This is a genomic window from Bacteroides eggerthii, assembly GCF_025146565.1.
GTDB classification, from domain to species: Bacteria; Bacteroidota; Bacteroidia; order Bacteroidales; family Bacteroidaceae; genus Bacteroides; species Bacteroides eggerthii.
In genome coordinates this window covers 283,293-302,090 of record NZ_CP102258.1, presented here as the reverse complement: position 1 = coordinate 302,090, position 18,798 = coordinate 283,293, and the positions used below count along the sequence as shown (strand labels likewise).

Below are 18,798 nucleotides of genomic sequence, written 5' to 3'. Positions count from 1 at the left end.
TGAGGATAAGACAAATTATAGGAAGAGGTAGTACGAAGGCCTTTGCTATGGCTGGGATACTATCTCTTTTCTTTTTTTCATAGCATTAATGATGACACAAACAGGAGAGGCACCCCGTTTGCCCGAATTGAAAGAACGCCATTTGCCCGAGAACTGCCGGCAAGGCGTAACGGAACTTTTGAAAGATACGTATGGTTACGACCACTTCCGTAACCTTGAGATTTACGCAGACTTGTTTAGGAGCAGAGAGACGCTTTGTATCTCTCAGGGGCAACTGATTGAGAATGTGATCCGGGAAGCGGAAAAGGCGCAGAAAAGAGAGGCAGAGCCGGAGAACATTCTGCTGACTGCTCCGACTGGTTCGGGAAAATCCTTATTGTTCCAGCTTCCGGCTATTTATTTGGGGAAAGAATATAATCTGCTGACCATTGTTGTTTCTCCTTTAAAGGCTTTGATAGTCGATCAGGTAGAGGGCTTGCAGGATTTGGGCTATCAGCGTGTGGCGTATGCATCTTCCGACCTTTCGCCGGAGCAGAAAATGGAAGTTTACCGGGCAGTGCGTGAAGGTGAAGTCGATTTGTTTTATCTCTCTCCTGAACTGTTGCTTTCTTATGATATAAAACACTTCGTAGGCAACCGCCGTATTGGTATGGTTGTTATTGATGAGGCGCATACGGTAACCACCTGGGGCAAAGAGTTTCGTGTGGACTACTGGTTTTTGGGGCGTTATCTGAGTGCCTTGAAGCAGAATCTCGGTTATACATTTCCTTTGTTTGCGTTGACTGCCACTGCCGTATGGAATCCCAAGGGTGGCAATGATATGGTATTCGAAACTATCCGTTCGTTGCAAATGGAGCCTTGTGTGCTTTATGTTGGTACGGTGAAGCGTAAGAATATCGGTTTTGATATCCGGCAGCTTACGCTGGAGGAGGGAGAAACTTACGACAAAGGAAAACAGCGTGTCATATCCGAACGTGTGGAAAACTTTCTCGACGGACATAAAACACTGCTCTACTATCCCTTTGCAGGTGGCATAGACATGCGTATAAAAACCTGGGTACGTTCTGCCGACTGGCGTTTGGTGGCTTCTTATTATGGCAAGAAAGACAAAGAACAGAAAGCCGCTATTGTACAAGAATTTAAGGAAGGCATGAAACGGATGATTGTTGCCACAAAAGCTTTCGGTATGGGAGTAGATATCAGTGATATCGACCGCGTCTACCATGTGGCGCCTTCCAGTACTTTCGTCGATTATATTCAGGAAATAGGTCGTGCTGCTCGTGATGCGGATGTTCAGGGTGTTGCTGCCACCGACTATCATGAACGCGACTTTTATTATATGAAACGCTTGCATCAAACCGGCAATATTGCGCAGGACCAGTTGGCGTTGATCTTGAAAAAACTCATGGAAGTATACCGGATGAAGGGGGAGAAAGAAGAAATTCTCGTATCGCTGTCTGACTTTGAGTTTGTGGTAAAGCTGCCGCGTACAAAAAACAAGCTGGAGTATGAATCCGAGTTGGGGCAACTCATCAAAACCGCCCTGTTATGGTTGGAGGATGATCTGTCACAACGTTACGGAAGGCGTCTGCTGGAGGTGAGCCCGCAAAATCTGCTGACGGAGGGATACATCCAAGATAAAACAGGTGATACCTTTGTGCGCGAATTCCGGGCCTATCTGACGAAAGTGGAAGATGAAGAAGGCGTTTATCGTGCACGCTTGGATAGTCTTTGGGAGGAACGTTTTCCTGAATTGGGGTATAGGGAGTTCAAACAGAAGCTGAATAACGGAACGTTATGGGAAGGCTCTCGTGCCGTTTCCGTTGGCAAGCACGAGGTGTTGCTGAAAGAGGATACGGCGGTGATCCGCCAGCGTATGGATTCACTGTTCAAAAGTTTGGTGACGATGCTGAAAACCGCTTTGTTGAAAACGAAAGGCCGTTTCGATGAAGAAGAGCTGCGCGCGGTGTTTGCCGAGCATGGCATGGATGTTCCCTCTGCCAAACGTTTCATTGGTTCGTTGCTGGAGAGCCGTACTGAAGAAGGGCGCAGCGTGAGCTACATCAGCAGTGTCAAGAAGAAAGAATCAAATGAGCTTTCGTTTACGGTTACCAAAGGTTTCGACCTGCTCTTGTCGCGTTATCAAAAGCTGTTTACTCAGCGCATTGCAGGCACTAAAGGCGAGCGTTTGCAGTTCTATTGCACTCCGTTTTCCGATTTGAATATGCTGCTCAATCTTCTTTCTATGCTCGACTGTCTTTCGTTCAGCGTAGAAGGTGGTGGAACGCCTTGTGTGCATGTCCGGTTCAATGACCCCGGTCTTCTGCAACAGTTGGCAGATTCCAATGAATACCATAATCTTATTTTGGACACGAACGAACGTATTTTTGAAGAACAGATAGACTTGTTTTCTTCTTTCTTTGGCACTGACATCTTGACGGACGATCAGCGTTGGGATTTTGTAGAGGAGTATTTCACCGGAACGAGTGTGGAGGAGTTGAAAAAGAAATACATAGGTGAATGAGTGTTCTATTTCTGCCTTTACAGTTTTTGGAAAGCCAGTCGTTCATCTCCATTTAGCAGGTAGATGATGCCGCAGTATTGGAAGCCGTATTTTTTGAGGATATATTGCAGGATGTGGTTGTCACGATGTGTGTCTGCACGTAGGTTGGGTATTTGGCGGTAGCACCATTGCAGGCAGGCAGATGCTACGCCTTTGCTGTCTTCCGTACTGGCCAGACGGTGGATAACGCCGTAAGGTTGTTTGTCATCTATCCATGCACCGTCATAGATGTGCGCATAGGTAGGGTCATCTCCTTGTATGAAGGCGAAGGTTCCCACTATTTTCTGTTCTTCATCAAGGCATACATAGCTGTTCCCGTTTTCAATATCTTTTTTGATAATCTCTTCGGTAGGGTAGCCGCCGGTCCATTGTTTGGTGTTCCCGTTCTTGCGCATGATGCGCTTTCCCTGTTCAAAGATATCCATAAGGATGGCAAGTTCTGTGATTTCGGCTTTTCTGATTTCTATCATAATCTGTAATAAAAAGGAATGTGATCCTGATAAAGAATGTTTCTGCAAAGGTAGTCAATCTATGTTTTCCGGCAATGCGTCGGGCTATTTTCGGTTACTTTACATATAAATTTTGAACTCAAGGCCGGCTGGTAAAAGACATGCGGTATAATCGGTTTCTACAAGCGGTATATTTGCTTTATGCGTAGAATAATCACTGCAACAACAGGCAGGTAAATAAGAGAATTTAAACCGAAGTCCGGGCAGGATATACAAAGGCAATGTGTTTGAAGTTTTGCCGCTACTATGAACAATTTGGGATACTCATTGTTCTTTTTAGGGATATTTTACATATATTTGTCCCGAAAATTTAAACATATTGAATTATGAAAAAGATTTTTAGTGCTTTTATGATAGCTATATGCTGTTTGGCAATGGCTATGCCTGCCCAGGCTCAACTTATTAAGTTTGGTGTGAAAGGCGGTTTGAATTTGTCAAAACTGAGTTTCTCCAAAGAGGCGAAGGATAATTTGAATAGTGATAATACTACCGGTTTCTTTTTCGGTCCGATGGCGGAAGTTACAATTCCTGTTGTTGGTTTGGGAGTGGATGGTGCTTTGCTATACTCGCAGCGAGGAGAAAATGATTGGAAGCAGCAAGGTATTGAGATCCCTGTCAATTTGAAGTATACAATTGGTCTGGGTAGCATGCTGGGCGTGTTTGTAGCAGCCGGTCCTGACTTCTTCTTTAATTTTAAGGATATGAATAAGGAAGGTATTGATAAGAAAAGTACGCAGGTTGGTTTGAATCTTGGTGCAGGTGTAAAATTGATAAAACACTTACAGATTGGTGTTAATTATCAGATTCCGTTAGGTGACAGTTTTGATTTGAAAAAGCTGAAGGATGCCGGGGTGAAAACTAAGACCTGGCAGATTTCCGCTGCTTATATCTTCTAAAGAGGGTTAACGACTATATAGACTCTATGGCGCTACCGATTTTGATTGGTAGCGCCATTTTTTTGTTTTATCTTTGCCGCTATAATGGAAAAGTTCGTTGATGTCATATTGCCCCTTCCCCTGCATAGTAGCTTTACGTATTCTCTCCCGGAAGAGATGGCGGGAGATGTACAGATTGGTTGCCGGGTGATAGTGCCTTTCGGGCGGAAGAAGTATTATACTGCGATTGTGCGGAATATACATTATTCTGCGCCGACAGAGTATGAGGTGAAAGAGGTGAGTGCCTTGCTGGATGCGCATCCGATCCTGTTGCCCGCACAATTCAAGTTTTGGGAATGGCTGGCTGATTATTACCTCTGCACTCAGGGGGATGTTTACAAGGCGGCTCTTCCTTCGGGATTGAAGTTGGAAAGCGAAACAATGGTGGAATACAATCCCGACTTCGAGCCGGATGTGCAATTGTCGGATAAGGAACTGAAAATCTTGGATCTACTCTCTGCAGAACCCGAACAATGTGTTACGAAGCTGGAAAAAGAGAGTGGCGTCAAAAATATTCTGTCTGTTATAAAATCCTTATTGGACAAAGAAGCCATTTTCGTAAAAGAAGAATTGAAGCGCACTTACAAGCCCAGAACGGAAACTCGCGTGCGTCTGACGAAAGCGGCAAGTAATGAGCATCGTTTGCATTTCTTCTTTGATGAATTGCAGCGTCGTGCTCCCAAACAATTGGATCTGTTGATGAAGTACATAGAGCTATCCGGCTGTTTGGGAAAGGTGCAGAAGGAGGTAGCGAAGAAAGAACTTTTGCAACGGGCTTCCGCTACTCCTGCCGTATTTAACGGATTGGTGGAACGGGGAGTTTTTGAGGTCTATCAGCAGGAGATTGGCCGATTGAATACAGCTTTTGCCGGAAACACATTCTCCCTGAATCCCTTGAATGGACATCAACAGCGTGCACACGATGAGATCGTGGATAGTTTCCGGACTAAAAATGTTTGCCTGTTGCATGGAGTTACATCCAGTGGAAAGACTGAGATTTACATTCATCTGATAGAGGAGGTCATCCGGCAGGGGAAACAAGTGTTGTATCTGTTACCGGAAATAGCATTGACTACACAAATCACCGAACGGCTGAAACGGGTATTCGGTTCGCGCCTCGGCATCTATCATTCCAAGTTTCCCGATGCCGAACGGGTGGAGATTTGGCAGAAACAACTATCGGATAGCGGATACGACATTATTTTGGGGGTGCGTTCTTCGGTCTTTTTGCCTTTCCGCAATTTGGGGCTGATTATTGTAGACGAGGAACATGAGAATACTTATAAGCAACAAGATCCGGCACCCCGTTATCATGCACGTAATGCAGCTATTGTGCTGGCTGCATTGTATGGCGCCAAAACTCTGTTGGGTACGGCGACTCCGTCAGTGGAAACCTGGTACAATGCTACCTCCGGCAAGTACGGACTGGTGGAATTGAAAGAAAGATATAAAGAGATACAGATGCCGGAAATTATTCCGGTGGATATTAAAGAATTACAGCGCAAGAAGCGGATGAACGGCCCGTTCTCTCCTTTGCTGTTGCAGTATGTCCGTGAGGCTTTGGAGCAGAAAGAGCAGGTTATACTGTTTCAGAACCGCAGAGGGTTTGCACCGATGATAGAGTGCCATACGTGCGGATGGGTGCCTAAATGCAAGAACTGTGATGTGAGTTTGACATATCACAAGGGACTGAACCAATTGACATGCCACTATTGCGGATACACCTACCAACTGCCCCGCATCTGTCCGGCCTGTGAAGGGGTGGATTTACGCAATCGCGGTTTTGGTACGGAGAAGATAGAGGATGACGTCAAGCGCCTGTTTCCTGAGGCGGCCGTTGCCCGTATGGACTTGGACACAACCCGCACGCGTTCTGCTTACGAGCGTATAATTGCGGATTTCGAACAGGGAAAAACGGATATTCTTATCGGGACGCAAATGGTTTCTAAGGGATTGGACTTCGACCACGTGAGTGTGGTGGGCATCCTTAATGCCGATACAATGCTGAATTATCCGGATTTTCGCGCCTATGAGCGTGCCTTTCAACTGATGGCTCAGGTGGCAGGGCGTGCAGGGCGGAAGAACAAACGGGGAAGGGTGGTGCTGCAAACCAAGAGTATCGAGCATTCCATTATCCCTCAAGTGATTGGTAACGACTATGAAGGCATGGTGAACGGACAGCTTGCCGAACGGCAAATCTTTCATTATCCGCCTTACTATCGGTTGGTATATGTGTATCTGAAGAATCGCAATGAAACCTTACTCGATTTAATGGCGCAGACTATGGCGGGCAAGTTGAGTGCTATTTTCGGAAACCGGGTGCTGGGGCCGGACAAACCGCCGGTGGCGCGTGTGCAAACGTTGTTTATCCGTAAAATCGTGGTGAAGATTGAAACGAAAGCACCTATGGCGCGTGTTCGCGAACTGTTGTTGCAAGTGCAAAAAGACATGGTTATGGAAGACCGTTTCAAGTCATTGATTGTGTATTATGACGTGGATCCGATGTAGGAAACTATAAATAGCAAACATGTTTGATTATGAAAGATAAGAAAAAAATACTGTTTGTCTGCCTCGGCAACATCTGCCGTTCTTCTTCGGCAGAAGGGGTGATGAAGCATCTAATAGAGCAGGCAGGGCGTGAAGACGAGTTTGTCATTGATTCGGCGGGTATCCTTTCCTACCACCAGGGAGAACTGCCCGATAGCAGAATGTGTGCCCACGCTGCACGCCGCGGTTACAACCTGACACATCGTTCCCGTCCGGTACGTACGGATGATTTCTACAATTTCGATTTAATCATCGGAATGGACGACCGTAATATTGATGATTTGAAGGAGCGGGCGCCTTCCACCGAAGAGTGGAAAAAGATACACCGCATGACAGAGTATTGTACCAAGTTCACCCATGCCGACCATGTTCCCGATCCCTACTACGGAGGAGCCGAGGGCTTTGAATATGTGCTTGACGTCTTGGAGGATGCGTGCGCAGGGCTGCTTGAAGCCATTAATGATTAGTTGTCACTTCCTGATTCACAGCTCGCCATTTCCTCTTTTGTCCTGATAGAAGCGTTTGTTGTCGTTGAGGCTGCATGTTGCATCCACTCCGGCTTGTTGTAACCGTTCGGCAATTTCGTTCAGCCTCTTTCTCGAAACCCTCCCGATATAAAAAAGACGGTAGCGATAGTCTTTGTCGAGCAATTCCATGATGTGCGTGAACGTCTGTTCGCGGGCAAAATCGAAATTTACTTTTCGCAGGTCCGTATAGGGGTAACGGATTGTTCTTCCTACGCTGTGCACAGTAAGGGCATCATTGTCCAATGTCAGGTAGCAGAACCGGGTCATCAGCATGCAGATGAAGAAGAGGCTCAGCCCGAACGATAGTATGGCGGGAATGAATCCCCACCAGGCATCGCCGCTAATGGAATAGTATCCCAATATCAGAAACGTGAGGAATAATATAAAGAACCAGAACATATACAGAGAAGGGCGCTGATAGGTTTCTGCCGGAAGCGTGCTTTCACTCCGGTTGCATGGAGAGTAGTTGGCGAAAGGTATTCCTTGCGACACAAGAAAGCGGACGAGTGATGACGGATGTTTGAAAGGCGGCATATGCAGGATTCTGTCCTGTTTTTCTTTTAGATGAAAGACGAATATCCCCGGACCATACCGGTCTTTTCCTCCCGCGATATTTTCGTGAGGGTCCCGGCGATACCGTTTCATAAAACTGAAACTTTCAATCTGGTGCAATTGGATCCGTTGGCTTTGCAACAGATGTTCTGCTCTTTGGCGTTCTTTGGCGCTGACTTCCATAGGTTCTACTTTTTAAGTTCGGGATAACTGATGCGGGTGTGGTAGATCGTTTTCAACTTCTCTTTGAAGACGGTTTTCACTGTCGCTATGTCTTTGAAAGTGATGGGACATTCCTTGAAATAACCTTCCTCTACCTGCGAATCGATTATTTTGTCTACCAGATTGCTGATGCTTGCCTCCGTATATTCGGGCAGGCTGCGTGATGCCGCTTCTACGGAGTCTGCCATCATCAGGATAGCTTGCTCCTTGGTGAACGGATTGGGACCCGGATAGGTGAATAACTCGTCGTTGGGCTCTTCGTCGGGATGTTCGTTCTTCCAGGATATATAGAAATATTTTGTTTTTCCACGACCATGATGGGTTGTGATGAAGTCTTTGATGACTTTGGGAAGATTGCTCTTTTCCGCCAACTTCAATCCGTCCGTTACGTGGCTGATCACGACCTGTGCGCTCTGTTCGTAGCTGAGGTTCTTGTGTGGGTTGACGCTGCCCGACTGGTTCTCGGTGAAGAACACCGGGTTCTCCATTTTGCCGATGTCATGGTATAGGGCTCCCGTACGCACCAACTGGCTTTTCGCTCCGATGCGGTTGGCGGCTTCGGCGGCAAGGTTGGCCACCTGCATGGAGTGCTGGAACGTGCCCGGTACAGTTTCCGACATGCGCCGCAATAGGCTGTTGTTGATGTTGGACAGTTCCACTAAAGTGACGTTCGATGTGAAGCCGAAAGTCTTTTCCACCAGGAAAAGCAGCGGATAGGTAAAGAGCAGCAACACGCCGTTTATTATGAAGTAGGTGTACATGCTGCCATTCAGTTTCGACAGATCGTTCTCGGTTATCAGTTCAAAAGCAAAGTAAACGGCCATATAGGTCAGGATTACCAGAATGGCTGTGCGGAACAACTGTGAGCGTTGCGACAGCTCTCTCAGACTGAAAATGGCGATCAGGCCTGCCGTAAGTTGCAGCAGGATAAACTCATGCGGATAGCGCAGGCAGATGGAGCAAATCAGTATGGTGACGACTTGCGTGAGGAAAGCGGTTCTTGAGTCGAGGAACACGCGTATTATGATAGGTAGCATGGCATAAGGAATGATGTAGACATTGAATATGTTGTTGGCTACCATAATGGCCGTTACCACACAATAAAACATGATAAGGGCGAAAAGCAGCGAGAGGCTGCCCTTGCGGTTGTAATAGTCCTTGCGGAAAAGGTCGAGATAGAGCATAAAGCAGAGCATGAAGATACTTACGTACAGCACCTGCCCGGCCAGCATCAACCGCTTCTGGCCGATGGATTCACTGCGCTGGATGGATTCTTTACGCAGGCTTTCGAGGATGTTGTAAGTTTCTTGGTTGACTATCTCGCCCCGGTCGATGATTTTCTGCCCGCTCAAGACGATGCCGTTGGCCCATGAGTAGTTGTCGAGGACTTCTTTCTTTGCGGTCTCTGTTCGCTGGACGTCGTAGGTGAGGTTGGGCGACAGGTATTCGTTGAGGGAGCATTGCCGGAGTATGTTCGGCTGGTAATGCATGGTGTCGGCGGTGAGGAGATAGGCATACGCCTGCTTGACGGAATAAAGTTTGTCGATGTCCCGTTGGCTGGCGAGCTTGTCGTTTATCACCATGATGGCGGATGTGCTGTCCTTGTGCAGTTGCCCCAGTTCTTCGGTGGAGAGTATCCCTGCCCGGTACACCTCGGAGAGTATTTTCTCTATATGGCGGATGTAATCGGTAGAAGGCAGGACATCCCGCAAATGCGTCTGGTAATCGTTTTTCAGCTTCTTGATCACTTCTTTTTCTGTGTTCTTGTCCAGTTGGAAATAGGGTTGGAAAGAAGCCAAGATGCTGTCCTGCTCTCTTTTCACAACTTGGTCGTCTTTGTAGATGGGGAAGTCGAAGGTGGCCATCAGTTGTCCGTACTTCCAGGGTTTGTCAATGTCGAACTGGTAGTTGAACTTGCCGTCCCTTGGCAGAAAATAGACAATAACCCCGACGGTGCCTATGAAAATAAGCGCCTTATATATCAAATCTCTGAACGAGAACTCTTTGTTTTTTCCTTTGAAATAACTCATATCGGTTGAAATTTTTGCGAAAAGTACAAAAAAAAACAATAGTATGGAAAAAAAGGTTTAATTTTGCCGTCTAATTTATTCATAAGTAAGATAGATTATGACAGAAAGAAAAGTCAGAGTCCGTTTTGCCCCAAGTCCTACCGGGGCGTTGCACATCGGCGGTGTGCGTACTGCGTTATATAATTATCTCTTTGCGCGTCAGCATGGAGGAGATTTGATTTTCCGTATTGAAGATACTGATTCTAACCGGTTCGTACCGGGGGCGGAAGAATATATATTGGAGTCTTTCAAATGGTTGGGCATTCCTTTTGATGAAGGTGTCAGCTTTGGAGGAGAACATGGGCCGTACCGACAGTCCGAACGTCGTGAGATATACAAGAAGTATGTACAGGTGCTACTGGATGCAGGCAAGGCTTACATCGCCTTCGATACTCCTGAAGAGCTGGATGCCAAGCGTGCGGAGATAGCCAATTTCCAGTATGATGCCTCTACGCGTATGCAAATGCGCAATTCGCTGACGCTTTCCAAAGAAGAGGTGGACGCGTTGATTGCCGAAGGCAGGCAGTATGTGGTTCGTTTCAAGATAGAGCCCGATGAGAATGTGCATGTGAACGACCTGATTCGCGGCGAAGTGGTGATCAATTCATCTATCCTTGATGATAAAGTTCTTTATAAATCGGCAGACGAACTGCCCACTTACCATTTGGCAAACATTGTGGACGACCATCTGATGGAGGTTTCCCATGTGATTCGCGGTGAGGAGTGGTTGCCTTCGGCTCCGTTGCACGTTCTGCTGTATCGTGCTTTCGGCTGGGAAGATACGATGCCGGCTTTTGCCCACCTGCCGTTGTTGCTGAAGCCCGAAGGTAACGGTAAGCTCAGCAAGCGCGACGGTGACCGTCTTGGCTTTCCGGTGTTCCCGCTGGAATGGCACGACCCTAAAACGGGTGAGGTGTCTTCCGGTTACCGCGAGTCGGGATATCTGCCCGAAGCTGTTATCAACTTCCTTGCTTTGCTGGGCTGGAACCCGGGCAATGACCAGGAATTGATGTCGATGGACGATCTTGTGCGGCTTTTCAATTTGAGCCATTGCAGCAAATCGGGAGCTAAGTTCGATTATAAGAAAGGTATGTGGTTCAACCATGAATATATTCTTCAAAAATCGGATGAGGAACTTGCGGAACTTTTCAAACCGGTGTTGAAAGAGAACGGCGTCAATCCGGACGCATACAGCGATACATTCCTCACTACGGTGGTGTCCTTAGTGAAAGGGCGCGTCAACTTCGTGAAAGAGTTGTGGGATCAAGCCCGCTTCTTCTTCACCGCTCCCCGGCAGTATGCCGAGAAGGACGTGAAGAAGCGCTGGTCGGAGGATACCCCGCGCATCATGGAAGAGTTGATGGAAGTGCTCCGCGGCATTGAGGACTTCTCGTCAAAACCGTCTGAGGATATAGTGATCGGCTGGATTACGGAGAAAGGGTATCACATGGGCAATGTGATGAATGCTTTCCGTCTGGCGGTGGTGGGTGAGTGCAAGGGCCCGCACATGTTTGATATTACTGCCTTGTTGGGTAAGGAAGAGACACTGGCCCGCATACAGCGTGCTATCGAAACGTTGAAATAAATAATCAAGAATGAGGGATCTCTTGTCATACCGTTTTCATTCTTCATTATTCATTCTTAATTAAGATAGTATGCTTTATAACTTAGCGATAATAATCTACGATATTGCGGTGCATCTGGCTGCCCCTTTCAGCCGTAAGCCACGAAAGATGATGAAAGGGCACTGGGTGGTGTATGAGCTGCTCCGGCAACAGTTGGAGAAGGATGCACGCTACATTTGGTTCCATGCGGCTTCCTTGGGCGAGTTTGAACAGGGGCGTCCGCTGATTGAGAAGATTCGTGCCAAATATCCTGATTATCGTATTCTGCTGACATTCTTTTCGCCGTCGGGCTACGAAGTACGCAAAAACTACCGGGGGGCGGATATTGTGTGTTACCTGCCTTTCGACAAGCCGCGCAATGTGAAGAAGTTCCTTGATTTGGTGAACCCCTGCATGGCGTTCTTCATCAAATATGAGTTTTGGAAGAACTATTTGGATGAGCTGCATAAGCGCCGTATTCCTGTTTACAGTGTGTCTTCCATCTTCCGTCGCGGACAGATATTCTTTAAATGGTATGGCGGTACGTACCGAAACGTGCTGCGTAACTTTGACCATCTGTTTGTGCAGAATGAACGTTCCAAACGTTACCTGGCCAAGATTGGCATCAACCGGGTGACGGTAGTGGGCGACACCCGGTTCGACCGCGTGCTTCAGATCCGGGAGGAGGCTAAGGACTTGCCTTTGGTTGAGTTGTTCAAGAACAATACGATGACTTTTGTCGCCGGAAGTTCCTGGCAGCCCGATGAGGACTTGTTTATTGAATATTTCAATCAGCATCCGGAGGTGAAACTGATAATTGCTCCGCACGTTATCGATGAAAATCATTTGGTGGAGATAATCCGTAAGCTGAAGCGCCCGTATGTGCGTTACACTCGTGCGGATGAAAAGAATGTCCGTAAGGCGGATTGCCTGATAATAGACTGCTTCGGGCTGCTTTCCTCGATCTACCGCTATGGAGAGATCGCTTATATCGGTGGGGGATTCGGGGTAGGCATTCACAATACATTGGAGGCTGCTGTATATGGAATTCCGGTAATCTTCGGACCGAAATATCAGAAGTTCCAAGAGGCTATCCGGCTTTTGGAGGCGAAGGGCGGCTTCTCCATCAAGAGCTATGAGGAATTGAAAGCGCTGCTCGACCGTATGCTGGAAGATGAGGAGTTCCTGCGTGAGAGCGGGATGAATGCCGGGCTCTACGTTACCGACAATGCCGGTGCAACGGATAGGGTGCTGAATATGATAAACTTTTAAACCGGTTTTTGCTTTCTCTTTCCCTGCTTGAAATCTTCCGGTAAATCCTTTTCAAAGATTTACTAAAACTCCGCCGACGATTTACTAAATCGTCGGCGGAGTTTTAGTAAACGGCCGGATGCCTTTATTCCTTATACCAACTTGAGTACATCAGGTAGTTGTGTGCAATCTTCTGATTCAATTCTTTCGCCTGTTCCGGATCCACCTTTTTGATGAACTTGGCAGGTACGCCTCCCCAGATGCTTCCCGGTTCTATTATGGTATTGCTAAGTACCAATGAACCGGCGGCTACTATGGCGCCTTCACCCACTACGGCGTGGTCCAGAATGGTGGAGCCCATGCCTATTAGCGCATAATCCCTGATTGCAGCTCCATGAATGGTTACGTTATGTCCCACAGAAACATGGTCGCCTATCTCAATTGTGGATTTCTCATATAAGGTGTGCAGCACGCTTCCGTCTTGGATGTTCACGCCATTTCCGATGCGGATGGAGTTGACATCCCCGCGTAGTACGGTGCTGAACCAGATGCTGCAGTCCCGCCCCATCTTTACATCACCGATGATAACGGCGTTGTCTGCCAAAAAACAGTTCTCTCCAATTTCGGGAGTGAAACCTCGTACTGATTTTATTAGTGCCATCTTAATTAGTGATTAATAATTAGCGATTAGTAATTAGTGATTAATAATTAGCGATTAGTAATTAATGATTAATGCTTAGTGATTAAAGATTAATAATTAGAGATTAGTAATTAATGATTAATGACTGAGGGTTGATGATTGGGGCAGCGCTTGGCAATTAAGGTTAATCGCGAATCACTGCCTTGCATGCTTCTTTCAACCATTCTCTTTCGTCATTGTTCAGGTCCGGCGACAATTTCTCGTATACAGTCCGGTGATAGTCGTTCAGCCATCCTATCTCTTCTGCTGTCAGCAACTCCTTGATGATGCCTTTCCGGCAGATGGGGCAGAGGGTGAGTGTCTCGAATTTTAGGTACTTGCCGAACATCCCTTCACCAGCAGGAACGGTCAGCACTAAATTCTCGGTGCGGATGCCATGACTTCCGGCTTTGTACACGCCCGGTTCATTGGACGTAACCATGCCCGGTTGCAAGGCAACGGGATTTTCGTTCATCCGGATGCTTTGGGGACCTTCGTGTACATTGAGGAAATGTCCCACTCCATGGCCGGTGCCATGCAGGTAGTTCATGCGTTCTTTCCATATCGGCATGCGTGCCAATACATCCAGTTGCGCTCCGCGGGTTCCTTCGGGAAATACTGCCATTGCCAATGCGATATGTCCTTTCAGTATTAAAGTGTAGTCGGTCTTTTCCTCTTCTGTCAGGGGGCCCAGTGCGATGGTGCGGGTTATGTCCGTTGTGCCGTCCAGGTATTGCGCCCCGGAGTCCAGCAGCAGAAAACCTTCCGATTTCAGTGTGACGTCCGTTTCGGGGGTGGCTTCGTAATGGACAATAGCTCCATGCTCCTTATAGCCGGCGATCGTGTCGAAACTTTCTCCCATATACAGCGGTTGCGCGGCCCGGAATGTGTGCAGCTTTTTGTCTACGCTGATTTCCGTTTCTTTTCCTGCGGGAACTGCTTCGTCCAGCCACTTTAGGAACTTGACTAATGCCACGCCGTCTCTCTGCATGGCTGCATGGATTCCGGCTATTTCCTGTTTGTTGCGAATGGCTTTCAGCAGGGCTACGGGTGATGCGCCGTTGATTATCAGGCATCCGGGGCGGATTGCCGAGTAGATGGCGTAATTGGTTTTTGCGGGATTCATCAGGATGCTATGGGCATTGAAGCTGTTGAGGTAATCGCCTATCTCTTCATACGGGTGCACAGAGATGCCGTTTGCGCTGAAGTATTCGGCCAGTTCGGGTGTAACCTTTTGTGGCTGAACGAAATAATTCACTTTGTCTTTCTCAATCAGCAGGTAGCTCACGACAACCGGATTGCAGTGCACGTCATTCCCCCGGATGTTGAGCAGCCAGGCTATCTCATCCAAAGCCGACAGCAACAAGGAGTCTGCCCCGGTTGCTTCCATGGCCTGCCGGACGGCGGGCAACTTTTCTGTAAAGCTCATTCCGGCATACTTTGTGTCGTAAACAAAGGCCGGCGCTAAAGGCATTGCAGGTCGGTCGGTCCACAACAGTTGCATCGGATCGGCGATGCTTTTTATGCAGATGCCGCTTTTCTTCAGTTCCTTTTGCAGGTGTTCCACCTCTTCGGCAGAAAACATTTTCCCGTCTATTCCCACGCAGTCTCCTTCCTGCAAATGCGCACTCAGGAATTCGGGAATGTTTGGTGTTTCGGGAAGCATCTCTTTATATAATGTGATGCAGGTACCCTCTAACTGCCGGGCGGCTTGCAGGAAGTAGCGGGAGTCTGTCCACAGTCCGGCGTCTTTGGCTGTGACGACTACCGTACCGGCAGAACCCGTAAAGCCGGATATCCATTCTCTCGACTGCCAGTGGGGTGCAACGTATTCACTGAGGTGAGGGTCGGTGCTGGGGATGATAAAAGCCTGTATCTGCTCTTGGGCAATGTGCGCCCGTAAGGCGGCGATACGATTGTTTATTGTTGAATTCATACTATATAAGGTATTGATAAGCGCTTTCAAATATACTCACTTTACTCCAATTACGGAGCAGATTCCGCTATTTTATCAGTGTTGCTGCCATAAGCGGAGACTTCTGTGCGGAAATTTGGGTAACTGCCAGTAAGAAAGGCAAGTATTTTGTGTTGCGATTATCGTTTTTTTTGCCGAAAGTTTTGTGGATAAAGAAAGTATGTGTAATTTTGCCGCTCAATTTGATCGTGAGATTTTATAAACCATTAAATTTTAAAAACAAAAAAATGATTGTAGTACCTGTAAAAGAAGGCGAAAACATTGAAAAAGCGCTGAAGAAATTTAAAAGAAAATTTGAAAAGACTGGTATCGTTAAAGAGTTGAGAAGCAGACAGCAGTTTGATAAACCGTCTGTGACTAAAAGACTTAAGAAAGAGCGTGCAGTTTACGTTCAGCAACTTCAACAAGTAGAAGATTAATAATTCGTAATTTCCTTTGAATTATTGGATTCTTTTTCATACATTCGTTGCATGATTTAGATGTAACGATATGTTGTTGACAGATTCTTTTCTTGACTATCTTCTGTATGAGAGGAATTATTCCAAAGGTACCGTAAGGTACTATCAGGCAGATATTCTTGAGCTGCAGAAGTTCGGTGAGGAGCTGTTGGGAGATCTGACTCCGTCGGATGTGGATGCGGGACTTATTCGTGAATGGATTACTTCCTTGATGGATAGGGGTTGCGCGCCAAATACGGTAAATCGAAAGTTGAGTTCTGTCCGGTCGTATTATAAATATCTTTTGCGAAAAGGAATGGTTGCGGCGGATCCGTTACAGAAAATAACGGGCCCGAAGAAAAAGAAGCCGCTTCCTGTTTTTTTGAGAGAAGGTGATGTGAATAGACTGCTGGACGATGTAGACTTTGGAGAAGGATTTGAAGGGTGTCGCGACCGTTTGATTATCGAAATGTTTTATGCCACCGGCATGCGGCTTTCGGAATTGATCGGGTTGGATGACAAGGACATAGATTTTTCCGCTTCCCTCATTAAGGTGACGGGAAAACGAAACAAACAGCGTCTGCTGCCCTTTGATGAGGAGTTAAGGTGTTCTATGCAAGAATATGTCAATGTGCGGAATCAGGCATTGCCGGTTCGTTCGGATGCTTTTTTCATCCGGAAGACCGGAGAGAGGCTCAACCGCAGTATCGTAGCATATATTGTGAAGCGAAACCTGTCAAAGGTAGTAACTGTAAAAAAAAGAAGTCCCCATGTATTGAGGCATACCTTTGCAACGGCTATGCTGAATAACGGCGCTGATTTGGGCTCGATAAAAGAGTTGCTCGGTCACGAAAGTTTGGCGACTACGGAAGTTTATACGCATACTACTTTTGAAGAACTTAAAAAAGTGTATAATCAGGCTCATCCTCGGGCCTAAAGAAAAGGAGGTAAGTATGATAGTTAGAATTCAATCAATTCACTTTGATGCGTCAGAGCAGTTGCAGGCTTTTATCCAGAAGAAAGCTGCCAAGTTGGAGAAATTTTACGACGATATAGAGAAAGTAGAGGTGTCATTAAAGGTAGTTAAACCAGAAACAGCCGAAAATAAAGAAGCCGGGGTGAAAGTATTGGTTCCCAATGGCGAGCTTTATGCAAATAAGGTTTGTGATACGTTTGAAGAAGCAGTGGATCTTTGTCTGGAAGCTTTGGGCAAACAACTGGTTAAATACAAGGAAAAACAACGGAGCAAATAAAATTCCGCTTAAAATTTTGCGGGTAAAAAATAAATGTCTAAATTTGCAGCCGTTTCGCTCGCACTGGAACGTTACGGTTGCATTTTTTAAGCCTGCCTCTTTAGCTCAGTTGGCCAGAGCACGTGATTTGTAATCTCGGGGTCGTTGGTTCGAATCCGACAAGAGGCTCAAAAGAAAGTGGATTATCGTCAAAAGGCAGCAATGCCTGCGGAAATTCAGTTAAAGGGAAAAAAGAGTTCTATATAATTGGGGCAAATACCAGAGTGGCCAAATGGGGCAGACTGTAAATCTGCTGGCTTACGCCTTCGGTGGTTCGAATCCATCTTTGCCCACAACTCCGGTTTCCCTGCTGTTATAGCTCAGCGGTAGAGCACTTCCTTGGTAAGGAAGAGGTCCCGGGTTCAAGTCCCGGTAACAGCTCATAAAGATGTAAAAGCTGATTATTAATCAAATAAATAACAAGTAAAGCTATGGCTAAAGAGAAATTCGAACGTACCAAACCGCACGTAAACATTGGTACAATTGGTCACGTAGACCACGGTAAAACCACGTTGACTGCTGCTATCACTACAGTGTTAGGCAAAAAAGGTTTTTCTGAAGTAAAATCATTCGATCAGATCGACAACGCTCCTGAAGAAAAGGAAAGAGGTATTACTATCAATACTTCACACGTTGAGTATGAAACTGCCAACCGTCACTATGCTCACGTAGACTGTCCGGGTCACGCCGACTACGTAAAGAACATGGTAACTGGTGCTGCTCAGATGGACGGTGCTATCATCGTAGTTGCTGCAACTGATGGTCCGATGCCTCAGACTCGCGAACACATCCTGTTGGCTCGCCAGGTAAACGTTCCTCGTTTGGTTGTATTCATGAACAAGTGCGATATGGTAGACGATGCCGAAATGTTGGAACTTGTTGAAATGGAAATGCGTGAACTGCTTTCAGCTTACGAATTCGATGGCGACAACACTCCTTTCATCCAGGGTTCTGCTCTTGGCGCATTGAACGGTGTTGAAAAGTGGGAAGAAAAAGTTATGGAATTGATGGACGCTTGCGACAACTGGATTCCATTGCCTCCGCGTGACGTTGATAAACCGTTCTTGATGCCGGTTGAAGACGTATTCTCAATCACTGGTCGTGGTACTGTAGCTACTGGTCGTATCGAAGCTGGTGTTATCCATGTAGGTGACGAAGTTGAAATCCTCGGTTTGGGTGAAGATAAGAAATCAGTTGTAACTGGTGTTGAAATGTTCCGTAAGCTGTTGGATCAGGGTGAAGCTGGTGACAACGTAGGTTTGTTGCTCCGCGGTATCGATAAGAACGAAATCAAACGTGGTATGGTTCTTTGTAAGCCGGGTCAGATTAAACCTCACTCTAAATTCAAAGCATCTATCTACGTTTTGAAGAAAGAAGAAGGTGGTCGTCACACTCCGTTCCACAACAAATACCGTCCTCAGTTCTATCTGCGTACTATGGACTGTACAGGTGAAATCACTCTTCCGGAAGGAACTGAAATGGTAATGCCTGGTGATAACGTAGAAATCACTGTAGAATTGATCTACCCGGTAGCATTGAACGTAGGTTTGCGTTTCGCTATTCGTGAAGGTGGCCGTACAGTAGGTTCTGGTCAGATTACTGAAATCATCGACTAATAACCAAATATCTTAATCAG

15 protein-coding genes and 3 tRNA genes are annotated in these 18,798 nt (G+C 46.7%); 13 read left to right on the top strand and 5 right to left on the bottom strand.

Annotated features, from left to right (window positions below; genetic code table 11):
- Window positions 1-88 precede the first annotated feature (88 nt).
- The gene (locus tag NQ546_RS01350; protein ID WP_004291304.1) at window positions 89-2,524 is read left to right on the top strand and encodes a DEAD/DEAH box helicase; all 2,436 of its coding nucleotides are present in this window, start codon (window positions 89-91) and stop codon (window positions 2,522-2,524) included.
- 17 nt (window positions 2,525-2,541) lie between these two features.
- On the opposite strand, the gene NQ546_RS01345 is transcribed toward NQ546_RS01350, so the two are convergent.
- Complete coding sequence (locus NQ546_RS01345) at window positions 2,542-3,033, bottom strand: N-acetyltransferase (RefSeq protein WP_004291303.1); 492 nt, start codon at window positions 3,031-3,033, stop codon at window positions 2,542-2,544.
- Window positions 3,034-3,398: 365 nt separating this feature from the next.
- On the opposite strand from NQ546_RS01345, the gene NQ546_RS01340 reads away from it, so the two are divergent.
- From NQ546_RS01340 to NQ546_RS01330, 3 genes are all read left to right on the top strand, one after another.
- Window positions 3,399-3,968 carry a porin family protein gene (locus tag NQ546_RS01340; protein ID WP_004291301.1) on the top strand — a complete coding sequence of 190 codons (570 nt, stop codon included), beginning with the start codon at window positions 3,399-3,401 and terminating at the stop codon, window positions 3,966-3,968.
- An 84-nt stretch (window positions 3,969-4,052) separates the two neighbouring features.
- Window positions 4,053-6,515 (top strand): replication restart helicase PriA, encoded by a 2,463-nt coding sequence (priA, locus tag NQ546_RS01335; RefSeq protein WP_004291300.1) that lies wholly within the window; start codon window positions 4,053-4,055, stop codon window positions 6,513-6,515.
- A 29-nt stretch (window positions 6,516-6,544) separates the two neighbouring features.
- Window positions 6,545-7,021 (top strand): low molecular weight protein-tyrosine-phosphatase, encoded by a 477-nt coding sequence (locus tag NQ546_RS01330; protein ID WP_004291299.1) that lies wholly within the window; start codon window positions 6,545-6,547, stop codon window positions 7,019-7,021.
- Between the two features lie 15 nt (window positions 7,022-7,036).
- Here the strand turns inward: NQ546_RS01330 and NQ546_RS01325 are convergent, their stop codons facing one another.
- A complete protein-coding gene (locus NQ546_RS01325) occupies window positions 7,037-7,816 on the bottom strand; it encodes a hypothetical protein (protein ID WP_004291298.1) in 780 nt (259 codons plus the stop codon).
- Between the two features lie 5 nt (window positions 7,817-7,821).
- Complete coding sequence (locus NQ546_RS01320; protein WP_004291297.1) at window positions 7,822-9,885, bottom strand: HD family phosphohydrolase; 2,064 nt, start codon at window positions 9,883-9,885, stop codon at window positions 7,822-7,824.
- Between the two features lie 97 nt (window positions 9,886-9,982).
- Between NQ546_RS01320 and gltX the strand changes: the two genes are divergently transcribed.
- Complete coding sequence (gene gltX / locus NQ546_RS01315) at window positions 9,983-11,509, top strand: glutamate--tRNA ligase (protein ID WP_004291296.1); 1,527 nt, start codon at window positions 9,983-9,985, stop codon at window positions 11,507-11,509.
- A gap of 70 nt (window positions 11,510-11,579) precedes the next feature.
- On the top strand, window positions 11,580-12,800 hold the full coding sequence (locus NQ546_RS01310; RefSeq protein ID WP_004291295.1) for a 3-deoxy-D-manno-octulosonic acid transferase: 1,221 nt from the start codon (window positions 11,580-11,582) through the stop codon (window positions 12,798-12,800).
- A 124-nt stretch (window positions 12,801-12,924) separates the two neighbouring features.
- On the opposite strand, the gene NQ546_RS01305 is transcribed toward NQ546_RS01310, so the two are convergent.
- Complete coding sequence (locus NQ546_RS01305) at window positions 12,925-13,440, bottom strand: gamma carbonic anhydrase family protein (protein WP_004291294.1); 516 nt, start codon at window positions 13,438-13,440, stop codon at window positions 12,925-12,927.
- A 163-nt stretch (window positions 13,441-13,603) separates the two neighbouring features.
- Window positions 13,604-15,394, bottom strand: coding sequence for an aminopeptidase P family protein (locus tag NQ546_RS01300; RefSeq protein WP_004291293.1), 1,791 nt, complete (start codon window positions 15,392-15,394; stop codon window positions 13,604-13,606).
- 266 nt (window positions 15,395-15,660) lie between these two features.
- Here NQ546_RS01300 and rpsU point away from each other — a divergent pair, with 266 nt between their 5' ends.
- The 7 genes from rpsU (at window position 15,661) to tuf (ending at window position 18,778) form a co-directional block, all read left to right on the top strand.
- Window positions 15,661-15,852: a 30S ribosomal protein S21 gene (gene rpsU, locus NQ546_RS01295; protein ID WP_002558090.1), complete on the top strand. Its 192-nt coding sequence runs from the start codon at window positions 15,661-15,663 to the stop codon at window positions 15,850-15,852.
- Window positions 15,853-15,922: 70 nt separating this feature from the next.
- Window positions 15,923-16,807 (top strand): tyrosine recombinase XerC, encoded by an 885-nt coding sequence (locus NQ546_RS01290; protein WP_004291291.1) that lies wholly within the window; start codon window positions 15,923-15,925, stop codon window positions 16,805-16,807.
- A gap of 16 nt (window positions 16,808-16,823) precedes the next feature.
- A complete protein-coding gene (hpf, locus tag NQ546_RS01285; RefSeq protein WP_004291290.1) occupies window positions 16,824-17,123 on the top strand; it encodes a ribosome hibernation-promoting factor, HPF/YfiA family in 300 nt (99 codons plus the stop codon).
- 94 nt (window positions 17,124-17,217) lie between these two features.
- Window positions 17,218-17,291: transfer RNA gene (locus tag NQ546_RS01280), tRNA-Thr, on the top strand.
- An 81-nt stretch (window positions 17,292-17,372) separates the two neighbouring features.
- Window positions 17,373-17,455, top strand: a tRNA-Tyr gene (locus NQ546_RS01275).
- Between the two features lie 16 nt (window positions 17,456-17,471).
- A tRNA-Thr gene (locus tag NQ546_RS01270) sits at window positions 17,472-17,543 on the top strand.
- A gap of 50 nt (window positions 17,544-17,593) precedes the next feature.
- A complete protein-coding gene (gene tuf / locus NQ546_RS01265) occupies window positions 17,594-18,778 on the top strand; it encodes an elongation factor Tu (protein WP_004291289.1) in 1,185 nt (394 codons plus the stop codon).
- Window positions 18,779-18,798 lie beyond the last annotated feature (20 nt).

What these genes read in the sequence shown, in the direction of transcription:
- tuf (WP_004291289.1), top strand. Translation starts at nt 17,594, where the DNA reads ATGGCTAAAGAGAAATTCGAACGTACCAAACCGCACGTAAACATTGGT.
- gltX (WP_004291296.1), top strand. Translation starts at nt 9,983, where the DNA reads ATGACAGAAAGAAAAGTCAGAGTCCGTTTTGCCCCAAGTCCTACCGGG.
- NQ546_RS01345 (WP_004291303.1), bottom strand. Translation starts at nt 3,033, where the DNA reads ATGATAGAAATCAGAAAAGCCGAAATCACAGAACTTGCCATCCTTATG.
- priA (WP_004291300.1), top strand. Translation starts at nt 4,053, where the DNA reads ATGGAAAAGTTCGTTGATGTCATATTGCCCCTTCCCCTGCATAGTAGC.
- NQ546_RS01350 (WP_004291304.1), top strand. Translation starts at nt 89, where the DNA reads ATGATGACACAAACAGGAGAGGCACCCCGTTTGCCCGAATTGAAAGAA.
- NQ546_RS01330 (WP_004291299.1), top strand. Translation starts at nt 6,545, where the DNA reads ATGAAAGATAAGAAAAAAATACTGTTTGTCTGCCTCGGCAACATCTGC.
- NQ546_RS01305 (WP_004291294.1), bottom strand. Translation starts at nt 13,440, where the DNA reads ATGGCACTAATAAAATCAGTACGAGGTTTCACTCCCGAAATTGGAGAG.
- NQ546_RS01310 (WP_004291295.1), top strand. Translation starts at nt 11,580, where the DNA reads ATGCTTTATAACTTAGCGATAATAATCTACGATATTGCGGTGCATCTG.
- NQ546_RS01290 (WP_004291291.1), top strand. Translation starts at nt 15,923, where the DNA reads ATGTTGTTGACAGATTCTTTTCTTGACTATCTTCTGTATGAGAGGAAT.
- NQ546_RS01300 (WP_004291293.1), bottom strand. Translation starts at nt 15,394, where the DNA reads ATGAATTCAACAATAAACAATCGTATCGCCGCCTTACGGGCGCACATT.
- NQ546_RS01320 (WP_004291297.1), bottom strand. Translation starts at nt 9,885, where the DNA reads ATGAGTTATTTCAAAGGAAAAAACAAAGAGTTCTCGTTCAGAGATTTG.
- NQ546_RS01325 (WP_004291298.1), bottom strand. Translation starts at nt 7,816, where the DNA reads ATGGAAGTCAGCGCCAAAGAACGCCAAAGAGCAGAACATCTGTTGCAA.
- NQ546_RS01340 (WP_004291301.1), top strand. Translation starts at nt 3,399, where the DNA reads ATGAAAAAGATTTTTAGTGCTTTTATGATAGCTATATGCTGTTTGGCA.
- hpf (WP_004291290.1), top strand. Translation starts at nt 16,824, where the DNA reads ATGATAGTTAGAATTCAATCAATTCACTTTGATGCGTCAGAGCAGTTG.
- rpsU (WP_002558090.1), top strand. Translation starts at nt 15,661, where the DNA reads ATGATTGTAGTACCTGTAAAAGAAGGCGAAAACATTGAAAAAGCGCTG.